The 25,014-nt window shown below is 36.3% G+C and carries 21 protein-coding genes and 1 pseudogene; 6 read left to right on the forward strand and 16 right to left on the reverse strand.

Annotation, left to right across the window (positions count from 1 at the left end):
* The 4 genes from MN204_RS13075 to MN204_RS13095 all read right to left on the reverse strand — a co-directional run bounded on the left by MN204_RS13075 (window position 1) and on the right by MN204_RS13095 (window position 5,161).
* Window positions 1–1,059, reverse strand: a complete 1,059-nt coding sequence (locus MN204_RS13075; RefSeq protein ID WP_249871528.1) for an LLM class flavin-dependent oxidoreductase — start codon at window positions 1,057–1,059, stop codon at window positions 1–3.
* Between the two features lie 365 nt (window positions 1,060–1,424).
* Window positions 1,425–2,363 carry a nucleoside hydrolase gene (locus tag MN204_RS13080; protein WP_249871529.1) on the reverse strand — a complete coding sequence of 313 codons (939 nt, stop codon included), beginning with the start codon at window positions 2,361–2,363 and terminating at the stop codon, window positions 1,425–1,427.
* Between the two features lie 137 nt (window positions 2,364–2,500).
* Window positions 2,501–2,896, reverse strand: coding sequence for a transcriptional regulator SpxA (spxA, locus tag MN204_RS13085; protein ID WP_249871530.1), 396 nt, complete (start codon window positions 2,894–2,896; stop codon window positions 2,501–2,503).
* Between the two features lie 810 nt (window positions 2,897–3,706).
* Complete coding sequence (locus tag MN204_RS13095) at window positions 3,707–5,161, reverse strand: GMC oxidoreductase (protein WP_249871531.1); 1,455 nt, start codon at window positions 5,159–5,161, stop codon at window positions 3,707–3,709.
* A gap of 674 nt (window positions 5,162–5,835) precedes the next feature.
* Between MN204_RS13095 and MN204_RS13100 the strand changes: the two genes are divergently transcribed.
* The 3 genes and pseudogenes from MN204_RS13100 to cdaS all read left to right on the forward strand — a co-directional run bounded on the left by MN204_RS13100 (window position 5,836) and on the right by cdaS (window position 8,562).
* On the forward strand, window positions 5,836–6,171 hold the full coding sequence (locus tag MN204_RS13100) for a 2Fe-2S iron-sulfur cluster-binding protein (protein ID WP_249871532.1): 336 nt from the start codon (window positions 5,836–5,838) through the stop codon (window positions 6,169–6,171).
* A 429-nt stretch (window positions 6,172–6,600) separates the two neighbouring features.
* Window positions 6,601–7,859: pseudogene (locus tag MN204_RS13105) on the forward strand (glycosyl hydrolase family 18 protein).
* An 82-nt stretch (window positions 7,860–7,941) separates the two neighbouring features.
* Window positions 7,942–8,562 carry a sporulation-specific diadenylate cyclase CdaS gene (cdaS, locus tag MN204_RS13110; RefSeq protein ID WP_249871533.1) on the forward strand — a complete coding sequence of 207 codons (621 nt, stop codon included), beginning with the start codon at window positions 7,942–7,944 and terminating at the stop codon, window positions 8,560–8,562.
* Between the two features lie 200 nt (window positions 8,563–8,762).
* Here cdaS and MN204_RS13115 read toward each other — a convergent pair whose 3' ends face one another.
* From MN204_RS13115 to MN204_RS13170, 12 genes are all read right to left on the reverse strand, one after another.
* Window positions 8,763–9,323 (reverse strand): NADPH-dependent FMN reductase, encoded by a 561-nt coding sequence (locus tag MN204_RS13115; RefSeq protein ID WP_249871534.1) that lies wholly within the window; start codon window positions 9,321–9,323, stop codon window positions 8,763–8,765.
* Between the two features lie 412 nt (window positions 9,324–9,735).
* Window positions 9,736–10,197 (reverse strand): MarR family winged helix-turn-helix transcriptional regulator, encoded by a 462-nt coding sequence (locus MN204_RS13120; protein WP_249871535.1) that lies wholly within the window; start codon window positions 10,195–10,197, stop codon window positions 9,736–9,738.
* A gap of 256 nt (window positions 10,198–10,453) precedes the next feature.
* Window positions 10,454–10,972 (reverse strand): hypothetical protein, encoded by a 519-nt coding sequence (locus MN204_RS13125; RefSeq protein WP_249871536.1) that lies wholly within the window; start codon window positions 10,970–10,972, stop codon window positions 10,454–10,456.
* Window positions 10,973–11,047: 75 nt separating this feature from the next.
* Window positions 11,048–11,734 carry a ribose-5-phosphate isomerase RpiA gene (gene rpiA, locus MN204_RS13130; RefSeq protein WP_249871588.1) on the reverse strand — a complete coding sequence of 229 codons (687 nt, stop codon included), beginning with the start codon at window positions 11,732–11,734 and terminating at the stop codon, window positions 11,048–11,050.
* 108 nt (window positions 11,735–11,842) lie between these two features.
* The gene (gene glpX / locus MN204_RS13135) at window positions 11,843–12,790 is read right to left on the reverse strand and encodes a class II fructose-bisphosphatase (RefSeq protein WP_249871537.1); all 948 of its coding nucleotides are present in this window, start codon (window positions 12,788–12,790) and stop codon (window positions 11,843–11,845) included.
* 31 nt (window positions 12,791–12,821) lie between these two features.
* Complete coding sequence (locus MN204_RS13140) at window positions 12,822–12,956, reverse strand: BA3454 family stress response protein (RefSeq protein ID WP_249871538.1); 135 nt, start codon at window positions 12,954–12,956, stop codon at window positions 12,822–12,824.
* Window positions 12,957–13,148: 192 nt separating this feature from the next.
* Window positions 13,149–14,480 carry a glucose-6-phosphate isomerase gene (locus MN204_RS13145; RefSeq protein ID WP_249871539.1) on the reverse strand — a complete coding sequence of 444 codons (1,332 nt, stop codon included), beginning with the start codon at window positions 14,478–14,480 and terminating at the stop codon, window positions 13,149–13,151.
* A 136-nt stretch (window positions 14,481–14,616) separates the two neighbouring features.
* Window positions 14,617–15,285, reverse strand: a complete 669-nt coding sequence (gene fsa / locus MN204_RS13150) for a fructose-6-phosphate aldolase (protein WP_249871540.1) — start codon at window positions 15,283–15,285, stop codon at window positions 14,617–14,619.
* Window positions 15,286–15,339: 54 nt separating this feature from the next.
* Entirely contained in the window at window positions 15,340–16,233 is an 894-nt protein-coding gene (gnd, locus tag MN204_RS13155) for a phosphogluconate dehydrogenase (NAD(+)-dependent, decarboxylating) (RefSeq protein WP_249871541.1), read from the reverse strand.
* 34 nt (window positions 16,234–16,267) lie between these two features.
* A complete protein-coding gene (gene tkt / locus MN204_RS13160; RefSeq protein WP_249871542.1) occupies window positions 16,268–18,277 on the reverse strand; it encodes a transketolase in 2,010 nt (669 codons plus the stop codon).
* Between the two features lie 26 nt (window positions 18,278–18,303).
* Window positions 18,304–19,791: a glucose-6-phosphate dehydrogenase gene (gene zwf / locus MN204_RS13165; RefSeq protein ID WP_249871543.1), complete on the reverse strand. Its 1,488-nt coding sequence runs from the start codon at window positions 19,789–19,791 to the stop codon at window positions 18,304–18,306.
* Between the two features lie 387 nt (window positions 19,792–20,178).
* Window positions 20,179–21,447 (reverse strand): sensor domain-containing diguanylate cyclase, encoded by a 1,269-nt coding sequence (locus tag MN204_RS13170; protein ID WP_249871544.1) that lies wholly within the window; start codon window positions 21,445–21,447, stop codon window positions 20,179–20,181.
* A gap of 385 nt (window positions 21,448–21,832) precedes the next feature.
* Here MN204_RS13170 and MN204_RS13175 point away from each other — a divergent pair, with 385 nt between their 5' ends.
* The 3 genes from MN204_RS13175 (at window position 21,833) to MN204_RS13185 (ending at window position 24,920) form a co-directional block, all read left to right on the forward strand.
* A complete protein-coding gene (locus MN204_RS13175; protein WP_249871545.1) occupies window positions 21,833–22,294 on the forward strand; it encodes a MarR family winged helix-turn-helix transcriptional regulator in 462 nt (153 codons plus the stop codon).
* 140 nt (window positions 22,295–22,434) lie between these two features.
* Window positions 22,435–23,943 carry a methyl-accepting chemotaxis protein gene (locus MN204_RS13180; protein ID WP_249871546.1) on the forward strand — a complete coding sequence of 503 codons (1,509 nt, stop codon included), beginning with the start codon at window positions 22,435–22,437 and terminating at the stop codon, window positions 23,941–23,943.
* Window positions 23,944–24,002: 59 nt separating this feature from the next.
* Window positions 24,003–24,920: a chemotaxis protein gene (locus MN204_RS13185; RefSeq protein WP_249871547.1), complete on the forward strand. Its 918-nt coding sequence runs from the start codon at window positions 24,003–24,005 to the stop codon at window positions 24,918–24,920.
* Window positions 24,921–25,014 lie beyond the last annotated feature (94 nt).

Below are 25,014 nucleotides of genomic sequence, written 5' to 3' on the forward strand. Positions count from 1 at the left end.
CTAGTTCTTTGCTGTATATTTTTTGATTGCCGGTAAAATTTCTGTACCGATCAATTCAATATTTTTCTTTAATTTATCAAATGGCACGCCACCAAAATCCATCTGGGCGATATAGCGCTGATGTCCAAACTGTTCATACTGGTAGAGAATTTTCTCAATGATTTGTTGAGGACTGCCGACATTCATAACATCTTTTGTATCTGCACCTTGGGCAAATTGTTGCTTCGGATAGCCTCTTCCGTTGATTAGCTGCATCCCTTGATTAACATGTGGATATATTTCTTTTTGCGCCTGTTGTGTCGTTTCCGCAGCATAGAAAAATCCGGCAGTTGAAATCGGAAGCTCCGATGGGTCAAAACCACTACGCTTCGCGGCCTCACGGTAAGCATCAATGGAATACTTAAAGCTTGTAGCAGGCCCACCCAAAGTAGCAATAAACATTGGAACCCCGGCATACCCCGCTTTAATGGCACTTGCAGGCGGGCCACCAACTGCACGCCAAATTGGCATGGATCCGTTTTTCGGACGAGGAATAACGGCTGCATTTTTTAATGGAGCACGAAACTGGCCGCTCCAGTTGACAACTTCCTCTTGTGCAATTTTCAGTAACAGTTCGAACTTTTCTTCAAATAATTCTTCATAATCACGTACATTATAGCCTAACAAATCGAAGAGTCCGACTCGTGAAGCACGTCCAGCAATGATTTCCGCACGACCTTTTGAAATAAGGTCAATGGTGGCAAAGTCTTCAAATACACGTACAGGATCGGATGTACTTATAATCGTTGAGGAACTGGCGATTTTTATTTTTTCGGTAGCCTGAGCAATAGCAGCTAGGACAACGGAATGCGCCTGGGTAGTAAAATACTCCTGATGACTTTCACCAACACTGAAGAAATCAATCCCGGCCTGTTCCGCCAGCTGGGCCAATTCGATAATTTCATGAATTCGCTGTTCTGCAGAAATCCGCTCGCCTGTATGTGGATCAGGAATGTGGTCTCCGAGTGTGTAAAGACCAAACTCCATTCCTTTACTTGGGTCCATTCGATACTTTTCCATCTATTATGCCAACCTCTCTATTATTATATTGGTTAATTACATTTTTGTTGCTTTAAGTGCTTTGCTTCTTTCCATAATTTCTTCTTAATGCTAGTATAGAATATAACGTAATAATTAGTAAGTACGCACTTAAAAGATACATAGTATACAAAAGGATACTAAAGCGAACGCCAAATGGAAAAAATCCTTTAAATATTGTAATGTAGAAGATGCAGAAGATGAATGAAAAGAGCATGTAACTAAAAACCCCTTTTAGATTCAATGATCTGAAGGGGTTATTTAAATTATGGAGGCTGGGTATAGAGAAGTTTAATCTTCCTCTGTATATGTATTAATAATTATCCTTCTCTTGCTCCTTCATCGGATTAAACTTGTCTAGCTAGATCAGTAATGTAATCAAAGAAACCGTCCCTGTCTGCTTCATACACCAATTGAACAGCTTTCCCATTGGCGGATTGTTCCGTTTTCCCTTGGCTTGGTCCATTTTCATGAACAATGCTCATCACTTCTTTTTTCCTTACAAGCTCTTCCTTTCCGATAGTCGCTGTCGTCAATACGTCCCAAAGGAAATATGTTGAATTTGTCTGGAAGTGGACAAGTGGCGGAACCATCGCATAGCATTGACCAAGAAAATCAATCCCCAATTCTCTTCGTTCGGAAGCCCATCTGTTACGGACATCCAATGTGAGAGGCACCATGTTTGTACTTTCCAGCGCTACTAAATCAATAGGAATATTAGAGTCCCATACGACTTTAACTGCTTCCGGGTCCCAGAAAGCATTCCACTCAGCGGTTCCATCATGTTCAGGTTCTTCCACGTTGCCCTTTTCCAAAAATGTACCACCCATCCATGCCAGTTTTTCAATCTTATCTTCTATATCTGGTGCTTCTTCCAGTGCCCGCGCCAAATCTGTTAATGGTCCGACGAATAATAAGGTTACTTTCTCATCGCTCTCGCGTATAGATTCAACCAAATGTTGATGTGCTGGTAAATCTGCCTCTTTCGTTTTAACGGGTAAAAATTCATTTAATATTGGCAAGGCATCAACTAAGAAGGCATGCATCCGCCAGTCTTTCGGAAACGGATTTTTTCCGCGTGAATTAGAGAGTGCTACTTCAATTTCCTTACCCTTACCGAATCGATCGATAATTTTTCTGCTGGCAGACACCGCCGGTTCCAAATAACAATCAGCAGGAATAACCCCAACGCCGATCAATTCAATATCCTTCATTTGTAACAGTAGAAATAGCGAAACTAAATCGTCCACACCACCATCATGGTTCAGGTATACTTTTTTTGTCATAGATTGCACTTCCTTTACATGTTATATGACAAATTTAGTTACTATTATCGTACTCGTCAAATAATTCCTACTGGATGCATGCTAAAGTTTTTCATGTTTGATGAAATAAAAAAGAACCTAGAAAACACGCACTCTAGCTAATTGATCATTTTCTGGAATTCGTGCAGGTGAAAATTCCGTACGGATCGAGGAAGAAAACTGCGAATTTCCTCTTCGTTATAACCTATTTGCAAGCGTTTTTCATCAACGATAATTGGTCTTTTTAATAGCTTGGGATGTTTTTGGACTAAATGGAAAAGTTCGTCCATTGACATCTGATTTATATCGATATTCAATTCATGAAATATTTTTGAGCGTTTCGAAATAATATCCTCTGTCCCATTTTCAGTCAATCGTAATATCTCTTTAATCTCACTTATTGAAATTGACTCAGAAAGTACATTTCGTTCTGTGTATGGAATTTCGTTCTCTTCAAACCATGCCCTTGCTTTCCTGCAGGAAGTGCAACTAGGAGTTACATAAAGCGTTACCATAAATTCACCTCTATACCTTCATTTAAGAACATATTGCTTTTAAAAAATTGGTTGTCATCAAACCTTTCGGTGACAGCCTTAGTTGCGTTTATGCAGGTAGTTAAGTTTCTTGCCCACCTGCATATAAAAGACCCCCGTGCGTGGAACATAGAAGTCTCTCTATCTGTTTTTAATGCATGACACCATGCCATTAGCTGATTAATTATTTCTTTAGTATTAATTAATATATTACTAATCCGAGATAAGTAGCCAAAAGAAACTCATTAACTTAATTAATAATATATTAATTAAGTATAATTTTAATTTATCTTCTGCTATCTGTCAATACTTTTTTAATATGCGACAAGGATCTCTATTAAAGTGGATCATTTATCAATCGTTTATGAACTATTTATATTTATTTATTACAAAATTTTTAATGAACTAAACATGGAGTGAAAGAAATTAACGGGGTTGAGCGTCGATTGGCCGATCGCTTTTCACTAATAGTTCGTATTCCTTTCAATCTTTATCTATATAAAATTTTATAACCTCATGAATCAAATTTTCTTTCTTTCAAGGTAATTATATATCGTAACTTGTGATAGGGAGAGCATGATGAAGCAGTTCAAAAACGTCCCCATGCTCCTTTTAGGTCCACAGTTAATTATATTTCTTCACTAAATCAAAATGGTGTTGTTCATGGATAGCTAATACGTGAATGCTTTGAATAACGTTTGGATAGTAGGCAATAGGATTAAAAAAGGAAACATTATACTCTAAATATTAGCCATGCCTTTATCCATTCTCTGAACATTTACCTTCCTATTACTATCTTGACTGTCGAACAATATGATCTGCTACTCGAATTGCTAAAGCAGTGTTAGAAAGTACTGGCCCTGCTGCGGTTAAGCTTGGAAGTGCGCTATTATCTGCAACATAAAGACCTTGAACTCCATGTATTTGCCCATTACGATTTGTCGCTGAAGTATTAGGATTATTACCCATTCTACATGTGCACGCCTCATGCATATCTGCCCCTGGCGGACGCAGGACTAAGCTAGATTCATCTAGAGTGACCCCCATCGCTCTAGCAGATTCTCTTATTCCTTGTTCTACTTTTTGGGCTGTTTGACGGTCTTTTTCACTTAAAGAGTATTGAACTTGTTGTAATGGTACTCCGTACTCATCTTGCCTAGAATCAAGGTATACACGATTTTCTGGTCTGGATTCCACTCTTCCAAATGCAGCGTAAACAACCACCAACTGGTCTCCCAACACTTTATCTTCAAATTGCTGGTAAGACCAATATTGGTCTGGACCAAGAATCTGAATTTGATAAGGATCCTCTTCTGTTTCAAATTTTAAAATCGATAAATTTCCAATTCGATCAGAAAACTGTTCTCGACTAACTGTTCCAATTCCAATCATTGATACGTGTCCTGTTAGATAACGTCCAATCGCTGGTTCCTGAATACCAGAATTCAATAAGATACGTGGAGTTTCTAAAGTGCTCGCTGATACTACAACATTTTTTGCCCGAATCGTATAATTTGATTTTGTCTTTGTATCAATTACCTGAACGCCAGATGATCTTTGTCCATTTGCAACAGTATTAACTTTATGGACAAAAGCATCTACAGCAAGATCATATGGCCGGTCTAACTGACCCGCTGCCAGTGAATTAATCGAACTATACCACGCATTGGAATGGACCTCTCCCTGCCTCGAAGGAGTCAAATCAAGGGCAAGTGGCATATTTTGAGCTTCCAAAATACCTGCAGCATGAAGATTCATTAACATTCGATTCTGCATCGATGAACCTTTCGCCCAATCTGTTGTCACATGTAATAAGTCCTCAGCCATTCGATAGTAAACATCTATTTCTCTGCGATTAATCGGCCATTTTCTCAGTTCTTCTTCAATCGGTCTCGGTGTTGCCGCATTCCAAAACAACGACCTTCCCCCAAGAGCATAGACCATCATGGCTCCAGAAAATTGAGGTAGGCGCTGACCGATAGGAGTGGAATTTTCAGGAAAAAGTACATCGCGTGATGTATCTACATTTTGTGTAGGTATATTTTGTGCATGGGAATGAAATAATTTATCTCCCTTTTCAAGAATAGCTATCCTTTTTGCCCCTTGATCTTTCCACAACTGACAAAGTCTTTGTAAAACGGCGCCTCCTCCAGGACCACTTCCAACAATGACCACATCGTATTCTGTGTTTGCCATCTCAGAAATTGGTTTCGTATTAATCCAATTATTCTTGTATCTAATAGCCATAGAAGCCCCACCTTCTCCATAAATATTTTATCAATTCATGTTATGCTGGGCTGCTTGTCTATTATGTCAGAGGGCTAAAAAGTTAAAAAATGATATAAATAAACATCTTTTCGTACCTTTTTTCTTTTGCAAAGCTTTGTACTTTTACTTTTGCAAAACACATTTAATACATTTAATTATCACTTCTAGAATTACTAGACAATATCATTACGTACATAAAATCAACACACACTTGCCTATCAGTGTCATATTCATGTACACCGTTCTCGCTTTAGAATCTTATTTTACTAGATTGCTCACTTGTAAATTTGGATAATTTGCAATTTTATTCCAATAGAAACAATCTCCATCAACTGACGAGTTTTTATTTAAAGAGAAATCTTTAAGTTTTATAGAAAGTCCTAACTCTTCCCAATTTATAACGTGGCCATAAATTTATGCCTATTAAATATATTTTAAAATATAAATAAACTTTAAAATATAAATAAACTGTTAAAATATGTACAAATAAAATGTTATAAAACGGTCTGTTGAAAAGAATCAAAGAATCACATTTTATGTTTATTTGATGCTAGGTAAGACGAAACTATCTAAAGAACTATTTGGCTTTGATCGACCGAGAGTATAACCCCACTGGTGAAAGTTTCACTTAATTTTATATGAGGAGGTATAAAATGCCTTACGTAACTGTATTTGGTCGAGGTACCTTTAAAGTGGAAATGGGAAAAAAGTTAGTATTAGCATTAGAAGATAATGATATAAATATTCTTCATCGTTGCGGGGGGATGGCAAAATGTACGACTTGCAGAGTAGAAGTATTAGCAGGTGATTTTTTTGATGTATCCACTAAAGAAAAAACAGCCTTTGGGAATAAAGGAATCGATGAACAATTATTCGAAGATTGCTTGCGATTATCTTGTCAAATTATTGTAAATGGAGATATTACCGTTAACCCAATCATGACAGTGGAGAACACCGGAAAGAATGCCGGTCCCAGGCCGACTGACTAAATGGATCCTACATTTTATTCAGTGAAGTATTGGTAAATCGGTTCATTCCTTTCAACTACAGGCTTAGTTTTTTATACTGTTACATTCCGACATTTTTTTTGGGTTGAGCTCATCAACTTTTTTAAGAAGAGAAAAAGCCTAGAGAATTAAGCTTATGTACCTATTAATTAGTTCCTAACAATAATGTACGTTAGTCATCATAATATCAATGAGACTCTCCATATAGTAATGGGGGGTTTTATTTGCTTGGAAGAGCCTATTAGTAACATGTCAATTAATCCATTTTTTTAGTTATGTTTAGTATTCAGGACCACTCATTCGTCTCTAAAAGGGAACAAAATATTTTAGGTATCAATATATTGTTTAGAGAGTCTAAAAATTTATCATGCTTTAAGCTCCTCTCAAAATGGATAGAAAAGAGGAATTGTATTGTTTGTTTATACTGTAAATCCTGGAGATTCATTGTTTACCATTAGTCAAAAGTATGATATTTCTGTTGACATCATTCGCAGTGTAAATGGATTAGTTAATCCAAATATTGTTCCCGGTCAAGCATTACTGATCACTACAAAAATATATACGGTTCAGCCGGGGGACAGTTTCTATACGATTTCCCAAATGGCTTACGTTTCTCTAGACATGTTAATCGCTGCAAATCCTGAAATAAATCCAAACTTTTTACAACCCGGAATGAAAATTGACCTTCCTGAACTGCCAGATTACACCGCTTCTACTTGTATTTCTATGTAACCGGAACACAAAGTGATCAGCTCCTAATTAACGATTTTGCTTCTTATACCACCTATTATTCATTCTTTGAATATCACTTTAATTCGGATGGTTCCCTTAGTTCATTAAATGATTTAGCAGCTATAAAATCAGCTTGGAACAGTAATACAGCTCCATTAGCCACGATTACAAATTTGACCGCTGCCGGATTCAGTCCTGAATTAACAAGCCAAACACTAAATAACTCCTCTTCAAGACAAAATTTAATTGATAATATTTTTACGCTTGTGTCTCAAAATGGATATGCTGGTGTAAATATCGACTTTGAAGGAACGTTAGCAGAAGATCGTGATACCTTTTCTACTTTCTTAAGCGAATTAGGAGACCGGCTTCACGCTGTAGGATTACTACTGACAATAGCAGTTCCACCAAAAACGAGTGAAGATATCCCCTGGTATGCAGGTTATGACTACGGAGCTATTGGATCTATAGTAGACCTTATGTTCATTATGGCTTATGATTGGCACCATATGGCAAGTGAACCTGGTCCAGTAGCACCAATTAGTGAAGTGAGAAATACAATCGAGTTTGCAATGGAAAGAATGGATAGCAGTAAGGTAGTCCTCGGCATCCCATTATATGGTTACAACTGGACCCTGCCGTATAATCCAGAAGATTTAGCAACTCCAATCTCCAATTAAGATGCAATTGATTTTGCAATGAACTACAGTGTACCAATCAATTACTCGACAGAAGATGACGCTCCTAATTTTTACTATGTCAATGAAACGGGACAGAGTCATGTTGTCTGGTTTGAAGACACCCGAAGTATTGCTACAAAAATGCAGCTAGTACGTGAATATCAACTTCATGGAATTGGAGCCTGGCAGATTGGTCTTGGTTTTCCTCAGGGACCATGGCTTTTAACCAAGTTTTTTAATATCAGAAAGGTAACATAAAACATATATGCAGTATACGATTTACGGTAACTGGAGATAGTAAAGAAATAAATAACAGATAGTAAATGTAGGAAGTGATCATATGGTTATGGAGCCCGGGCTATCTGAGCAAATGAAAACACAATTAAAAAATAATTTACGACAGGTAACGATTGAAATTGAAGAGATGCTCAACACAATGGATAGTAATGATTGTCGTATTCTTAGTGAATTTGAACATGTTCACGATGTGTTTAGTGAACTCCAAAAAACAGCGGCATCTCATTATCTAAATGCATATTTATCTCCTTTTACAGATTCCTATCAGTCGTTCTCCACTGCCATTCAGCATTTTTCAGAACGAAAACACGGTGCATTGATGGCAATACAACGAAAAGAACCGCTAGGACCATTAATACATTCAGGTACTCCTATTTTAGCAAACGTGTCACATGCATTGTTAGAATCCATATTTTATCCTGGTAGTATTCTACACGACGGAGCAGTGTTGATTAAAGAAAATACAATAGTGTCTGCAGGAAATGTTCTACCTTTATCCCAACAGGATACAAAAGGAAAAAAGCTTGGAACGAGGCATAGGGCCGCGGTCGGTTTATCAGAAAAAAGCGATGCCATTGTATTGGTAGTATCTGAAGAAACAGGAAGAGCTTCCTTTGCTTTGGAAGGAACTTTATATCCTATCCACCCTGGTGGACTAATTTGATATGTACTTATTTTTACAAGTAAGAGAGTATAAACTTTCTTACTTGTATAAAAGCAACTAAGGCATTCGTCCAAAGGCTTCGCGAATGCCTTAGTTTTCTCTAATAAAAGATTGAAATTAGATATACTTCAATAGCCGTATATTATATACTAAAAAGGCTTCCATGCATCGAACATGAAAGCCTGTAATTTTACTACTATTTATCCTCTAACTGTTTTTAATGCTTGACTCCAAGCTATAACTTGATCAAACATTTCGTTAGCATTATTTTTATGGTAATCAGCAGGTTTGAATACGCTCATATTTTCAAAGTCAGTTATTAATGAGAATGTTACTGCTGTACGCACTGTTGCCACTTGAAGTTCTGCTAGGATAAGGCGTAAATTTTCATGTGCACGAGTGCCACCCAAACTACCATAACCTACAAAACCAGCTGCCTTATTATTTAGTTCTGGATTTAGGAAGTCAAGCGCGTTTTTCAATGCTCCACCAACAGCATGGTTATATTCTGGTGCTACAAAAATGTAGCCGTCGAATGAAGCCATTTTATCAGACCAAGCTTTGATTGCTGTTTCTGCTTCTGATTGCCTGTCTTCTGGAAGTGCAGCACCAAGGAATGGCAATTTATAATCAGCCAAATCCACAATCTCATATTCTACATTATCGTTGCGTTTTGTAGCAAAATCATATGTCCAGTTTGTTACTGCTTCTGCATTACGACCTTGACGTACACTACCTAAAACTATACCTATTTTTAACATGTTAAATTCCTCCTAATTTTTTTAGAAAACTTGACGTTCGCCAAGCTTTTGGGCGAATGCCTTAGTTGCACTTATGCAAGTAAGAAGTTTTATACTTTCTTACTTGTAAATGAAATTTGCATATTTCTAATTCTATTGTTTACTATTTGAATAAAAACTATTGGCTCGTATTATTATTTACAGTATCTAGATATTACCTGTTAACCTCCTCCTAAAATCGTTAGTTGACTATAGAGCTTAAGGAATTATATTCTTGATTAATATATTACTAAATAGAGATATCATTTAAAAAAATAATAATATATTTAATTAAATATATATCAATTAAATATATTGTAAATTAAACCCTACAACTTGTCAATATTCTGTTATTAAAAAAATCCTGTATCAAAAGCAATCTTTTGATACAGGATTATTCAACTGTATAACTTTTAGCAAATAACCCCATTTTTTTTAATTGCTCGATCATAATTTCCTTTTCTTTGATATCTACAACACTCATCATTTCAGTCATGATGGCTTGATGTTTTGGAAAAACCTCTACCATCAATTCTTTTCCCTCATCGGTAATTGCAGCAAAAGTAATCCTGCGATCGGTGGGACAGGCAACTCGTTTGACATACTTTTTCTTTTCCAATTTGTCAACAACATATGTGATACTACTGGAAGCAATCAGAATTTTTTCGCCGATTTTCTGTATTGGCTGATCACCTTTATGGTACAACAACTCAAGAACCCCAAACTCTGTCAAATTCATACCATAGCCTTTGATACTATCAGCTAATTTTTTTTCAATAGATTCGACAGCTCGAGTTAATACAACAAATAATTTTAAGGATAAATCACTATCATTATATTTGTAAGTTTCGTCCATTGTTATCAATTCCTTTTAATATTTATCTGAAAGAGACAATTCAGTCGATGATTAAGAAGTATATTCCTAAATAATCATCCAAATAAAACAATTAATTTAGATATCTCATATTCATATTAAAGGTAGTTTATCCCATTCTGTACTATATGTCAACTATAACAGAAGAGGAAAGGCAATAAAGTGAAACTTCATTCAGTGGGGGTATTACAGCCCGTTAATGCGTGATAAACCACCCCACTTTTATCCTTATAATTCATTAGTTATACTGTTCTATAAAAGCATTTTTAATGTCATCTGAATTTAAATACAGGAGATTCTTCAGGAAGCGCTCTGTTTCTGATAAGTCTTGTTGATTAATCAGTTCAGTAATTGCATTTTTAAATGACTGTGTCTTTATAAGCCATTCTCCAAGTAGTTCTCTAGTAGCTTCTCTTTCCTCATCATTCTTTAAGGCAAATAAATTTTCCGTAACTGTTTCTTTAATTGTAATCGTTTGAAAATCAGTACTCATACTTATCCAGAAGTAATTTTTCATCTTATTAAAATATTTTTGTTCTTTCATAAGAAGAAACTCTACCCCTATTAATACTTCGTAAAAAGGATTTCGAATTGTTGGAGAATGAATTTCTTTTATGTCTACACTTTTTATGTTATCAAAATACATTTCTAATCCATATTTCGTATTAATTACCTTTGCATCCATAACTTTCATTTCTTTTTCCCCCTTTGCTAAATCCCGAGTTGCTCCAAATAAGACAACTGTCATTGATTCCATTTTTCCTCTTTTATTCTCCCCTAATTTTTTGAACATTTTTTTAGCCAGACCATCAAGTCAAATAAATTTATTAGATTACTGTTTCTTATCTAATTCCTTCTTTATTAAAACAACATTCTTTTCTTGATCTAATGAAACAACAAGATCAGACATATTGATAAACAAGCCATTTTCAACGACACCTGGGACCATATTAAGCTCATTTTCCAGCTCACTTGGCGGCAATGTATCTAAGATGTTACAGTCAAAAATATAGTTACCATTATCAGTCCTAAAAGGCATCCCCTCATATTGACGTAGTATGGGATTGATTCCAAGTTTGCGGATATGTTTCTCTGTTAATTCAGCTCCAAACGGGACAACTTCCACTGGGAGTCGATATGTCCCTATTTTCCCCACCATTTTTGATGGTGCCGCTACAATAATAAACTTGTTTGCTGCTTTGGCGATAATTTTCTCTCTTAAGAGAGCTCCACCGCCGCCTTTAATCAAGTTTAAATTAGAATCGACTTCATCTGCCCCATCTATCGCAACATCAATCTGTCTAATATCTTTGAAATTTACTAGTGGAATCCCTACCTTTTTTGCTAATTCCTCAGTTTGAACCGAGGTAGGAATTCCCTGAATGTTTAATCCTTTTTTAACTAGTTGACCAAGTTGGATGATCGTATAATAAACAGTTGTTCCTGTACCAAGTCCTACTACCATACCGTCTTTTATGAATTCCGCTGCTTTTTCACCAACTATTCTTTTTTCATTCAAGTGTTTCAAATTTCTCGCTCCTTTTACCTATCAATTCCTTTTTGGAAATAGCAGCAGGTCCATTCCACTAAAAAAATTTGGCAATTGAGTAACTTCCATATTTCACCCTTATTTATCCTTCAAGCTATGTTGTCCATCGATAAAACGAATAGTGCCTGTTTTTGCTCTCATGACAACTGAATGTGTTGTCCCGGTATTTCCATTATAATGAACACCTTTTAGCAGTTCACCATTCGTCACACCTGTAGCAACAAAATAAGCATCATCACCTTTTACGATATCGTCCATAAATAAAACTTTATTGAAATCAGTAATACCCATTTTATTTAAACGAATTTCTTCTTCTCTTGTTTGTGGAAGCAGCTTTCCTTGAAACTCTCCTCCCAAACTCTTCAGTGCAGCAGCAGCCAATACACCTTCAGGAGCTCCGCCAGAACCAAGCATCATATCAACACCAGTATTTTTAAACGCCGTATTTATGGCAGCTGCAACATCTCCGGCTTGCATAAGTTTTATTCTTGCTCCAGCATCACGAATCTCTTGAATCATGTTTTCATGTCTTTCTCGATCTAATATGGCTACAACTAGGTCGTTAATGTTTTTATTTTTTGCTTTTGCGACAGCCTTAAGATTGTCAATAACTGATGCGTTAATATCAATTTTCCCAACCGCTTCTGGACCAGTGGCTATTTTTTCCATGTACATATCTGGAGCATGTAATAGATTACCTTTCTCTGCTACTGCAATAATAGCTAGCGCATCCCAAGTCCCTGCTGCAACAATATTTGTTCCATCAATTGGATCTACAGCAATATCTACTTCAGCCCCATCCCCTGTTCCTACTTGTTCGCCAATATACAACATTGGAGCCTCATCCATTTCTCCCTCACCAATAACAACCGTTCCACTGATTCGAATCGAATTAAACATTTTCCTCATTGCTTGTGTTGCTGCATCATCTGCTTCCTCTTTCTTTCCTCTCCCCATCCATCTGCCAGCGGCTAATGCTGCAGCTTCAGTCACCCTAACAAGTTCCATCGATAAATTTCTATCCATTGCTATTCTCTCCCCTTCTTCATTGCTTACTTTATTTGCCCCATTGTTTTAAAACTTGAGCTTCAGCCATAAGCTTAACTTTTTCGTCTGTTATCCCTTTATCAGCAATAACATTTGTCTGATAATTCTTCCCTTTATATTCGACTGTAACGATTATTTCGATCATTACGTTCTACCCCTTGCAATAATTTTTCGTTGATGTCATATATATTTTCAATTCATCTACCAATCGGTTTATAATTTAAATTAAAATATCTCTATTTCGAGATATATTGTTAAAAAATTTTATTAGCAAATATATCCTTATTGGAGCTTTTATTTATAGCCCCAATAAAAATATATTTTTATTACATTTTTTTTATAAACGTTGAAGTAAAGCTTCTTTTTCCTTCTCAAAACCTGGCTTACCAAGTAAAGCGAACATATTTTTCTTATATGCCTCAACACCTGGTTGATCAAACGGATTTACGCCAAGCAAATGGCCGCTTATTGCAGTAGCTTTTTCAAAGAAGTAAATCATTTCACCGAATGTAAACTCTGTTAATTCATCCAATTCGATGACTAAATTTGGTACGCCTCCGTCAACATGAGCTAGTACGGTTCCTTGAAACGCCTTTTTGTTGACTTCATCCATTGTTTTCCCTGCTAAAAAGTTTAAGCCATCAATATTATCTGGGTCATCTTGAATAGTTCGTTCAATTTTTGGTTTTTGTACTTGCAGGACCGTTTCAATTAAGTCACGGCGACCTTCTTGGACATATTGCCCCATCGAGTGCAAGTCCGTTGAAAAATCTACGGAAGCAGGAAATAGTCCTTTTTGGTCTTTTCCTTCACTTTCTCCATTTAATTGTTTCCACCACTCAGAAACATAATGAAGGGAAGGTTCATAGTTCACTAATAGTTCGATCGTTTTCCCTTTACGGTAAAGCGCATTTCGTACAGCTGCGTATTGGTAACTTTCATTTGTTGCAAGCTCTGGATGATTGTATTTTTCAGCAGCAGCCCTAGCCCCCTCCATCATCCGGTCAATATTAAGACCAGCTGTCGCAATTGGCAGAAGACCTACTGCAGTCAAAACAGAATATCTTCCTCCAACATCATCAGGTATAACAAAGGATTCATACCCTTCCGTATCTGCTAATTGTTTCAGTGCCCCTTTTTCTTTGTCTGTTGTCACATAAATACGTTTTTTCATTTCTTCTTTACCATATTTTTTCTCCATGTAGTCACGGAAAATACGAAAAGCAACGGCTGGTTCAGTTGTTGTACCAGATTTTGAAATAACGTTAATTGAAATATCTTTACCTTCTAACATCTCAAGTAAATGTGTAATGTAAGTAGAGCTAATATTTTGACCCGCAAAATAGACTTGCGTATTACCGCTCATCTGGTTATGGAATGTATGTGAAAGAGCTTCAATTGCAGCTCTTGATCCTAAATAAGAACCACCAATCCCTATGACAACGAGCGCATCAGAATGACTGCGAATTCTTTCAGCTGCTTTTTTTATTCTTGAAAATTCTTCTTTGTCGTAATTGCTTGGCAGATCCACCCAACCGAGAAAATCAGAGCCAGGACCTTTTTTATCATGAAGCATATGATGAGCAACGTTAACAGACTCCGTTAAATAATCGACCTCATGTTTATTCATAAATGGTAATGCATTTGAGTAATCAAATGAAATTGTCATATCATATCTCTCCTAAATGTTTTTAAATTGGATACGTTAAAAAGATTTTTACTAGAAACGTAGGTTATTTAGAAATATATCTTGTACGAAGATAACGAACGCTCCTAGTAAAATTTAATTCTATTAAATCATCTACTTAGTTTTTAACTGCATTTTCCCAATCAGTAGCGAATTTTTCGATTCCTTGATCTGTCAGTGGATGCTTCGTAAGCTGTTCGATAACGGAATATGGAACAGTTGCAATATGTGCTCCTGCCATCGCTACACGGGTTACATGATCCGGATGACGTACAGATGCAGAGATAATTTGTGTTTTTAAATTATGGATACGGAACAGTTCCGCAATTTTCACTACTAATTCCACGCCGTCCTCAGATATATCATCTAAACGGCCTAAGAATGGAGATACATAGGTTGCTCCTGCACGAGCAGCGAGAAGTGCTTGGTTTACTGTAAAAATAAGCGTTACATTCGTTTTGATACCCTTTTTAGACAAGTATCTTGTTGCTTCCAATCCAGCGATGGTCATCGGCAATTTAATTGTAATATTTTTATCTCCGCCATTGATTTTAATTAGTTCCTCAGCCTGTGCAATCATGTCCTCAGCAGTTACCGCATCAGGAGTTACTTCCGCAGATACAGATTCCACTTCAGGTACAGCTTGAAGAATTTCTTCAATACGATCTTCAAATTTAACGCCTTCTTTTGCTACTAAAGATGGATTTGTCGTAACACCAGATAAGATTCCTATTTTATAAGCTTTTTTAATATCCTCTAAATTTGCAGTGTCAATAAAAAATTTCATGATTAAATTCCTCCGGTTATATATATTTTTTTACTACTATTTATTTATCTGTTATTAGTTCTTTTCCACAGCATGTCCGCCAAACTCATTGCGAAGAGCCGCAACAACTTTACCATTAAATGTGTCCGTATCGAGTGATCTGTAACGGCTTAATAAGGACATAGCAATGACCGGTGTTGCCATTTGTAGGTCTAAAGCTGTTTCAAGAGTCCATTTTGCTTCCCCTGATGAATGCATAATTCCTTTGATTTCATCCAGCTTTGCATCTTTCGCAAAGGCATTTTCAGTAAGCTCCATTAGCCATGAACGGATAACTGATCCATTATTCCATACTCTTGCAACTTGCTCATAGTCATAATCAAACTCACTTTTTTCTAAAACCTCAAATCCTTCACCAATCGCAGCCATCATGCCATATTCAATACCATTGTGAACCATTTTCAAGAAGTGACCACTTCCTGCTTTTCCTGCATAAATATAGCCATTTTCGACGGCTGTATCACGGAAAATAGGTTCGACGATCGCCCAAGCCCAAAGATCACCTCCTATCATGTAGTTCGCTCCATTACGAGCGCCTTCCATACCGCCAGATGTACCTGCGTCCATAAAGCTAATACCAATTTCTTTTAATTGGTTATAACGGCGAATAGATTCTTTATAGTGAGAGTTTCCAGCTTCGATTACAATATCTCCCTTTTCTAAAAATGGTGTAATTTCACTTATAACAGAATCAACAACAGTATGTGGTACCATAATCCATAAAATTCTTGGTTTATCTAGTGATTGAATAAGTTCTTTAATATTTGTCGTACCTTCAGCACCATACTCTTTCATTTCATCTACTGCTTGAGAATTTAAATCATATGCTACAACCTGATGCTTATGATCAATTAAGTTTTTACCAAGATTCAATCCCATTTTTCCTAATCCAATTAATCCAACTTGCATGCTAGTTCCTCCTAATATTCTTCTTTATTTTACTTTATTTACCCAACAAACTAATTGTAGTGTTTACAACGTTTTCTGTCGTAAAACCAAACCATTCCATTACCGAGGCACCCGTTCCAGAAGCACCAAATGTCTCAATGGAGATAATTTTTCCATTTTGCCCTACATAACGATCCCATCCAAGGGAAATTCCCATTTCTATTGCTATTCTATTTGTAATAGATGATGGAAGTACTTTTTCCTTATATTCTTCTGATTGATGCTGGAAAAGTTCCCAACTCGGCATGGAAACAATGCGCACAGAAACTTCTTTTTTCTCCAGTTGTTGTTTTGCATTTACAGCCAAGGAAACCTCTGATCCTGTAGCGAGCAATATTACATCCGGTTGATTCGTAGTTTCCGTTAAGATGTACGCTCCCTTAGATACATTTTCGATATTTGCCTTCGTTTCCTCAAAAACAGGTAAGTTTTGTCTGCTTAATACGAGAGCTACTGGTCCATCCGTTTGACTTAAACTATATGCCCATGCACTTGCTGTTTCGTTTGCATCAGTTGGGCGGATAACCGTCAGTCCAGGAATCGCTCTTAATGCTGTCAATTGTTCGACTGGTTCATGTGTTGGACCATCCTCACCTACTGCGATTGAATCATGGGTAAATACATAAGTTACAGGTAACTTTTGGATTGCAGCTAACCGTATCGATGGACGTAAATAGTCATTGAAGACAAAGAATGTACTTACAAATGGTTTCACTCCCCCATGAAGCGCCATACCATTTGCTGCAGCACCCATTGCGTGCTCACGAACACCAAAGTAAACATTACGGCCTGCATAGGAATCAATCGCAAATCTTTCTTGATCCTTGATATCTGTCATTGTTGAGCCAGAAAGATCGGCACTTCCTCCAAAAATAGTCGGAACTTGTTTAACAAAGTGATTAATGGCATCCCCGCTAGCTACGCGAGTAGAAACTGTTTTTCCTTTGTCAAATGTTAAGATGTCCTTTGCCTCTATTAATACTTCTCCATTTATCGCTTTTTCTAGTTCATCCGCTAATTCTGGGTATGCTTCTTTATAAGAATGGAATAACTTTTTCCATTGATTTTCTTTTGGAATCCCCTGCTGTTTTAACTCATAGAAGTGTTGTTTTACTTCATCAGGTACAAAGAAATCTTCTTCATAGTCCCAGTTATATACTTTTTTTGTCGCTTTTGTTTCTTCTGATCCAAGTGGTGCACCATGTGCTTTGTTTGTTCCGGCAACCTTTGGACTTCCGTAACCAATAATGGTCCGAATCTCAATAATTGTCGGTTGTTCGTCGTTTTGCTTCGCTGCTTCGATCGCTTTTGTGATCTCTTCGATGCTATTTCCATCTTCCACACGTATATAGTGCCAGTTAGCAGATTCTGCTCTTTTTTGGATATTTTCTGAGAATGAAAGATTTAATGTACCATCCAGAGAAATATCATTTGAGTCATATAATGCTATCAATTTACCTAGCTTCATATGGCCTGCCATTGACATCGCTTCATAGGAGATACCTTCCATTAAATCCCCGTCCCCAACTAAAGCAAATGTGTGATGATCAACAACAGGGAAACCTTCTTTATTAAATTTCGCTGCTAAATGAGCTTCTGCCATTGCCATCCCAACCGCATTTGCAATCCCTTGACCTAAAGGACCAGTTGTTGCTTCCACACCATCCGTGTGACCAAATTCAGGATGACCTGGTGTCTTACTATTTAACACACGGAAGCTTTTCAAATCTTCAATCGACACATCATATTCAAATAAATGTAACAAGCTATATAACAAGCTAGAGCCATGACCTGCGGAAAGAACAAAGCGATCACGGTCAAACCATTTTGCATTTTGTGGATTATGGTTTAAATGATTTGCCCATAAAGCATACGCCATAGGTGCAGCACCCATAGGTAAACCCGGATGGCCAGATTTTGCTCGATTAATGGTATCAATCGATAAAGTTCGAATCGTATTTACTGCTAATGTTTCAATATCCTTTATTGTTTTGGTGAATGTCATGATTTATCTCCTTTAAGTTTTTTTACTTAAGCTTGTAACACTAATTCTTTTTCTTTTGTTGACGGTTTGTCTAACCGCCACGTAAAGCCATCTTCTTCAAGCAGACGATTTGCTGCATCTGGACCATTTGATCCTGCTGCATACTTATGAAGCGGGATACTGTTTTCTTCAAATCCTTCCAGGATAGGCTGAACCCATTTCCACGCTAATTCCACTTCATTCCAGTGTGCAAAAAATCTGGAATCGCCACGGAGCGCATCGTAAATCAATAATTCATATCCATCAGGTACATCCAATTGATTGGAAGCATAACTTGTGTTAATTGATTCCAACTCGCCATTAATAGGATTTTTACTATTTAGGATAAAGGAAACAGACTCATCCGGATTAATCTCTATTACTAGCAAGTTGGGATCCTCATCTAAATAGATATTTTTTTCATTCCGCTTAAATTCAACTACGATACGTGTGGACTTTTCCTGCATCTTCTTCCCTGTGCGGATATAAAAAGGAACACCAGCCCAATCCGGGTTATCGATCCATAAACGCGCACCTATAAATGTATCGGTCTGGGAATTTTCTGCAACCCCTGGTTCATCCGTATATCCAGAAACATTTTTGTTATCTACTATTCCAGTATCATACTGTCCTCTTACCACATTTTCTTCAACTTTATCCTTATTCAAGGGCCTTAGGGCTTCTAAAACTTTCCGTTTTTCTGCACGAATCTCATTTGCATCCATATGTTTTGGCGAATGCATTGCGGTCATCATGAGTAATTGAAGCATATGATTTTGGAACATGTCTCGTATCGCTCCAGCTTGATCATAATAACCGGCCCTTTTCTCAACTCCTACCGTTTCGCTTGCGGTAATTTGAACATTTGCAATGAATTTGTTATTCCACAACGCTTGTAAAACTGGATTTGCAAACTCTAGGGCTTCGAGGTTCCGAACCATCGGCTTACCAAGATAGTGGTCAATTCGATAAATTTCATCTTCATCAAACGCATTGTTAAGATTTCGATTTAGGATACGAGCAGACTCCAAATCATGCCCAAACGGCTTTTCAATGATGAGTCGTTTCCAGCCTTTGGTTGATCCCAGACCACTATTCTTAATATTCATTGCAATTGCTTCAAAGAAAGTAGGAGATACGGAAAGATAAAATAATCGATTTTCTGGAATGTTCAACTCTTTTTCTCTGTCTTTTACAAGTTCAAGTAAGCTTTGATAGTCGTCTTTTTCCGTTGCGTCAAAACGGTTATACCGAATCGAATTTAGAAATTCCTTCATTTTCGATCCATTATCTGATAAACGTCTGGAAAAGGTGCGAATAGACTTTTCTACACTTTCTTGAAAATCTTCATCAGTAGATTCCTTTGTACCAAGACCAATGATAGAAAATGTTGCAGGCATTTTTTCTTCCATGAACAAATTGTATAGCGCTGGATATATTTTCCGTTTTGCTAAATCGCCTGTTCCGCCGAATAGCACGAAGGTCATCTTATCCATATATTCTCTCTCCTTTTAATTAATCAAGAATTGGAACTCCTATCCTGATTAATGCTTTATCCAAAAAGTTTATAAAATTTGCATTGAATGCATTAAATTTAATTAAGATATCTCTAATTTGAAATATACTTTAAAAAATATTAGGTTTCTTATCTTGTTTAATGAATATTCACCTTCCATCTAATATATTATATTCATATATTACTAATTTAATTATCCTTAATTCATAATAAATAATATAACTTGTTCACTAATTTGTCAATAAATAAACATAAATTTGTGATTTATATTTACTCAAAAAAAATCCACGGACAGCATAAATGCCCCGTGGACTTAGACTAAGATAACCTTTTAACTAGTTAAAATACTGAATATATCTACTAAAATTTACCCATAGAAAACATATTGATTTCTATTTTCCTTTGCTCTATATAAAGCCTGATCTGCATGGTGAATTAAAGATCTACTTTTCAACCCATCCTTTGGAAAAACAGCAATACCTATACTAGATGTGACATCAAGTATATTCTCAGAAATTTGATAAGGTCTCTGGAAAGCTGACTGCATCCTTTTAGCTACATCAGCTAGTTGGTTTTTATCTTTAATCCCCTTCAGCAGCACAAGAAATTCATCCCCACCAACACGACAAAGAACATCATTCTCACGCACACAGCCCTTTAACCTTTCTGCAAACTGTTGAAGTAATTTATCTCCAACATGATGACCAAATGTATCATTTATTGATTTAAATTTGTCAATGTCTATGTACATAATAGCTATTGTTTCATTTGTTTTTTCAGCTGTTTCGATCGATTCGTTAACTATTTGGGTAAATATCCTCCTGTCTTTTAACCCCGTTAGCGAATCATGATATGCCAAAAACTCTAACTGTGACTCGTATCTTTTCTTTTCGGTGACGTCGCGAATAACAAGTTGAATATCTGGTTCTTCCTTGCTTCCAACGGGGATTATTTTTACTTCAGTCCATATTTTTGTTCCGTCGTGTCCAATAAATTTATCAACGATTGTTGTCGGATTATTCCATTGATTATTTTCATATACTGTATCAATCATTTTTTGTATTTCATATCTTCGATTACTTGATATAAAATCCCAAATGGAATATCCTATGATGTCTTCCGGTTGCAACCTGCCAAATAATTGCACTCCAGAAGAATTAATAAAATCAATTCTCCCATTACGTTGTTTTATGATGGTCTCTGGTAAATATTCTACAAGCGTACGATAACAGTATTCACTTTCTTGGAGTTTTTTTTGAATTACCATTTGTTCTGTAAAGTCTTTATACATCCCAACCGCAAGGACTTCTTCATCTTTAATCGCTCGATAAGAGGCAAGGATATTAAGTATTTTTCCATCTTTATGTTTTCGTTTCATGATGCTATAGGGGAAATCTTGTCCATCTTGTAGTTTGGTTAAGAGTTCTCGATGCTCTTCTTTTGTCATGTCCGAAATGAAAGGAGGATAGGCAATGCCTTCTAGATCTCCTACTTTCCACCCCAACATATCTTCAAAGGCTGGATTCGCACTCGTGATAGAGCCATCGTGACCCATAGTAAAAATAGCATCTGCCGTATTATTCCAGATTAAATCTAACACACTATTATTTCTCCCTGATTTCAATACATTATCCATCTTTATCCCCACTCTTTTTTATAACTTATCCCTCTATTAGGGAGTGCTTCGGTATAATTAGTCTTGCCCAGGTCAAATGGCATTGGTTTTACTAGATGACATACTTTCCATTCCTCTCTCAACCCCCCCTTTATCTTTTTAATTTATACGAATTAAATTATCTTTAATTAAATTTTATTTAAATAAAAATATTTTATCACTTGATTTTATATACTGTCAAATGCTAGTTCCCTTAAGTTATAACGCCTCTCATAACTAACCCAATTAGCATGATAAGAAGCTATTTTTAGATTATATATACAAAGGAAGCAGCGTTGAGTTTTTTCTATAGTATTGATATTTTCCTTTGGATAATTTATCCTATTGTTAGGATAAATTTAGGATAATGAAAAGGGTGTTGGAAAAAGTGACGAATAAAAATAACCTAGACTTAGAACTATACCGAACTTGGTTTAATGCAAGTACATATTTTTTAGAGAATGTGACGAAGCATGTTGAAAGTCACGGTATGACTGTGGATAACTTTCGTATTCTTGAATTGCTCTATTCTGAAAAAGAAACCTACACCTTACAAAAAATAAGTGAGAAGTTACATATTCCAAGTGGTAGTATTACCTATGTTGTGAATCGTCTCGTGAAACAAGGTTATGTACAAAAAAAACCATGCCCAACAGATGGACGAGCTAGTCATGTTGTATTAACAACATCAGGAGAAAAAATAATTCATGATATTGTACCAGAACACGTGAAATTTATTTCAAGTAAATTAGGACACATGGATGATGAAGAGAAATATACACTAATTAAGTTACTTGGAAGGATAGGGATGGACTCTGGGAAAAATTAATCATTACATTTGATTCAATTCATTTACAACTTATAAAGATGATTACAAAGTATTAATCAATTGCATCCGTAACCGTGTAGGAGTTTTTGTCAATTTAACGGTATGACTGAAGTTAAGACAATTTAAGGAGGTTTCATGATTTGTTTAAGAAAAAAGCACAACACAATATTAGTAAATTAATTAACGATATAGAGCGCCTCAAGCAAGCATCACAGCAAGAAGACCTCACTACGCTACAGTTATCTGTCCAAACAGAAGATAAACACCTGCAGCAATTGGTAGATTCTATGAATGGATTGATAGATTCGTTACATAAAAAATATGAGGATCTCCACGTAAAGCATAAAATTGTAACCGAACTGAATGGGATTGGTACATGGGACTTGGAAATTGAAAATGGTGTTCCAGCCGAAAAAAATGTTTATAACGATATTTTCAGAAAAGCATTAGGGTATCAGGATGAAACAGATTTTCCAAATGTTTTTGAGAGCTGGTACAACACTATCGCACCAGATGATGCGGAAAAAGTAACAAGTGCTTTCACGGAGCACTACTCCAGCGTAAAAAAACCATATGACATAGAATTTAAGAGCATTAAAAAAGATGAATCTATTGAATGGTTCCATGCAAAGGCAGAAACATTGCGAAATGAGTTTGGAGAACCATTTCGTAATGTCGGCACAATAGTTAATACTCATGAAAATAAATTGAACACAATAAGAATCGAAAATCTACTTTCCCGCTTAGAATTGATTGAAAAATCACTGGAGTTCAGTGTCTCAACCTTGGAGGGATCATGGGGAATGGATTTAAAAAACAATAATTGGGAGACGCAAGAAGCATGGTTCTCTCCTCAATTCAAACGACTTCTTGGATATAAAGAGGAGGAATTCGTTCCAAAAGTCGAGTCATGGTTGAACTTGGTCGCAGATGAAGAAAAGGAAAACGTCAGAAATAATTTCATGTCACACCTATACGACAGTACGAATCAAATAGAATTTGATATGAAATTCCAAATGAAGAAGAAAAATGGGTACCATAGATGGTTCACCATGTTGATAAAAACGGTTCGAGACCAAGATGGAAAACCATCACTTGTTTCGGGAGTATTACGTGATATTAACCATGAAATTGAGCGGAATGCAAACGATGAGAAAATTGAAAATGAGATGAATGATTTTACGTACACTATCCGAGAACTGGCAGATAATATTAGTGTTATTTCAAATAAAGCAACAGAAATCGCTTATGAGCATGAAGTAACAACAAAGTCTGCAGATGAAGCAAAAGAATGCATTAAATTGACAAAGTCCGTAACAGAACTAATTAAACAAATATCAACTCAAACAAATTTGCTAGGGTTAAATGCATCGATAGAAGCAGCCCGTGCAGGGGAACAAGGAAAGGGTTTTAGTGTAGTTGCTGCTGAAGTTCAAAAATTATCTTCTCATACATCGGAAGCTGTTGAGAGAATCGAGGAAATATTAGATGACATTCATACTTCTGTATGGAATATTGTTGCAAGCATTACGAACATGAGTGAGAAGATTCAATCACAGGCTGCGGTTACCGAAGAAATTAATAGTGCAACGGAAAATATACATGGAATGTCTGGAAGATTATTATCGCTAATACAGCAGTTAAATTAGTAAGTAACATTGCTTTTTTATAGCAAGCATGATAGGAGTAAATTTGAAGGAGAATATTAATGAGTGACTATAACGACGGAATTTTATTAAAAAGCGGAACAAATGAACTTGAAATCATTTTATTTGAGCTAGCAGGCGAAAGCTATGCAATGAATGTCTTGAAGGTGCGTGAAATTATTACTCCTATTCCCATTACGAAAATCCCTAATTCACATAAATCCGTGGAAGGAATTATCTACGTGCGCGGCGAAATAATTTCTGTCGTCAATTTAGCACGCATCTTAAATATTGCTCATTCAGAAAATCCCGAAAATGATAAATTCATTATTGCAGAACTAAACCAAATGAAGATTGCATTTCGCGTAGATGAAGTGAAGCGTATTAACCGTATCTCTTGGGAACAAATAGAAAAGCCAAATGAATTATCAGTAGGGCAACAGCCTTACGCAACAGGAATCATTAAGCATCATAGCAATGCATTGTCGATTTTTTTAGACATTGAAAAAATTGTTGTTGAAATTAACCCTGAATTAGGAGGTACGGCTGACACGATAAAAACGCTCGGACCACGCGAACGATCAACAAAAAGAATTATCGTTGCTGAGGATTCTGGAGTGCTGCGTGCGTTATTGAAAGATACATTGACTGAAGCAGGTTATGAATATGTGACATTCTTTCAAAACGGAAGGGAAGCTTGGGAATACTTAGAATCGCTTGCTGAGGAGGAGTCTGTCGTCAATCCCTATAATCAGGTACAACTACTTCTAACTGATATTGAAATGCCACAAATGGATGGTCACCATTTAACTTATCGAGTAAAGCAGGATGCACGCTTAAAGAATATACCCGTTATTATTTTCTCTTCTCTTATAACAGATGACTTGTATCATAAAGGAGAAGAGGTTGGCGCAGTTTCTCAAATAAGTAAACCAAAGCTAGTTGAGCTTGTGAAAGAGATTGATAAATATATTTTATAAGATCCCACAACCTAAGTTATCGAATTAATCCCCCACTACTTCTGCAGTGGGGGATTTGTTTTGAACTTAATGAATCATGAATAAAATCTAATAT

This window comes from Oceanobacillus saliphilus (genome assembly GCF_023522835.1).
Lineage (GTDB): Bacteria > Bacillota > Bacilli > Bacillales > Amphibacillaceae > Oceanobacillus > Oceanobacillus saliphilus.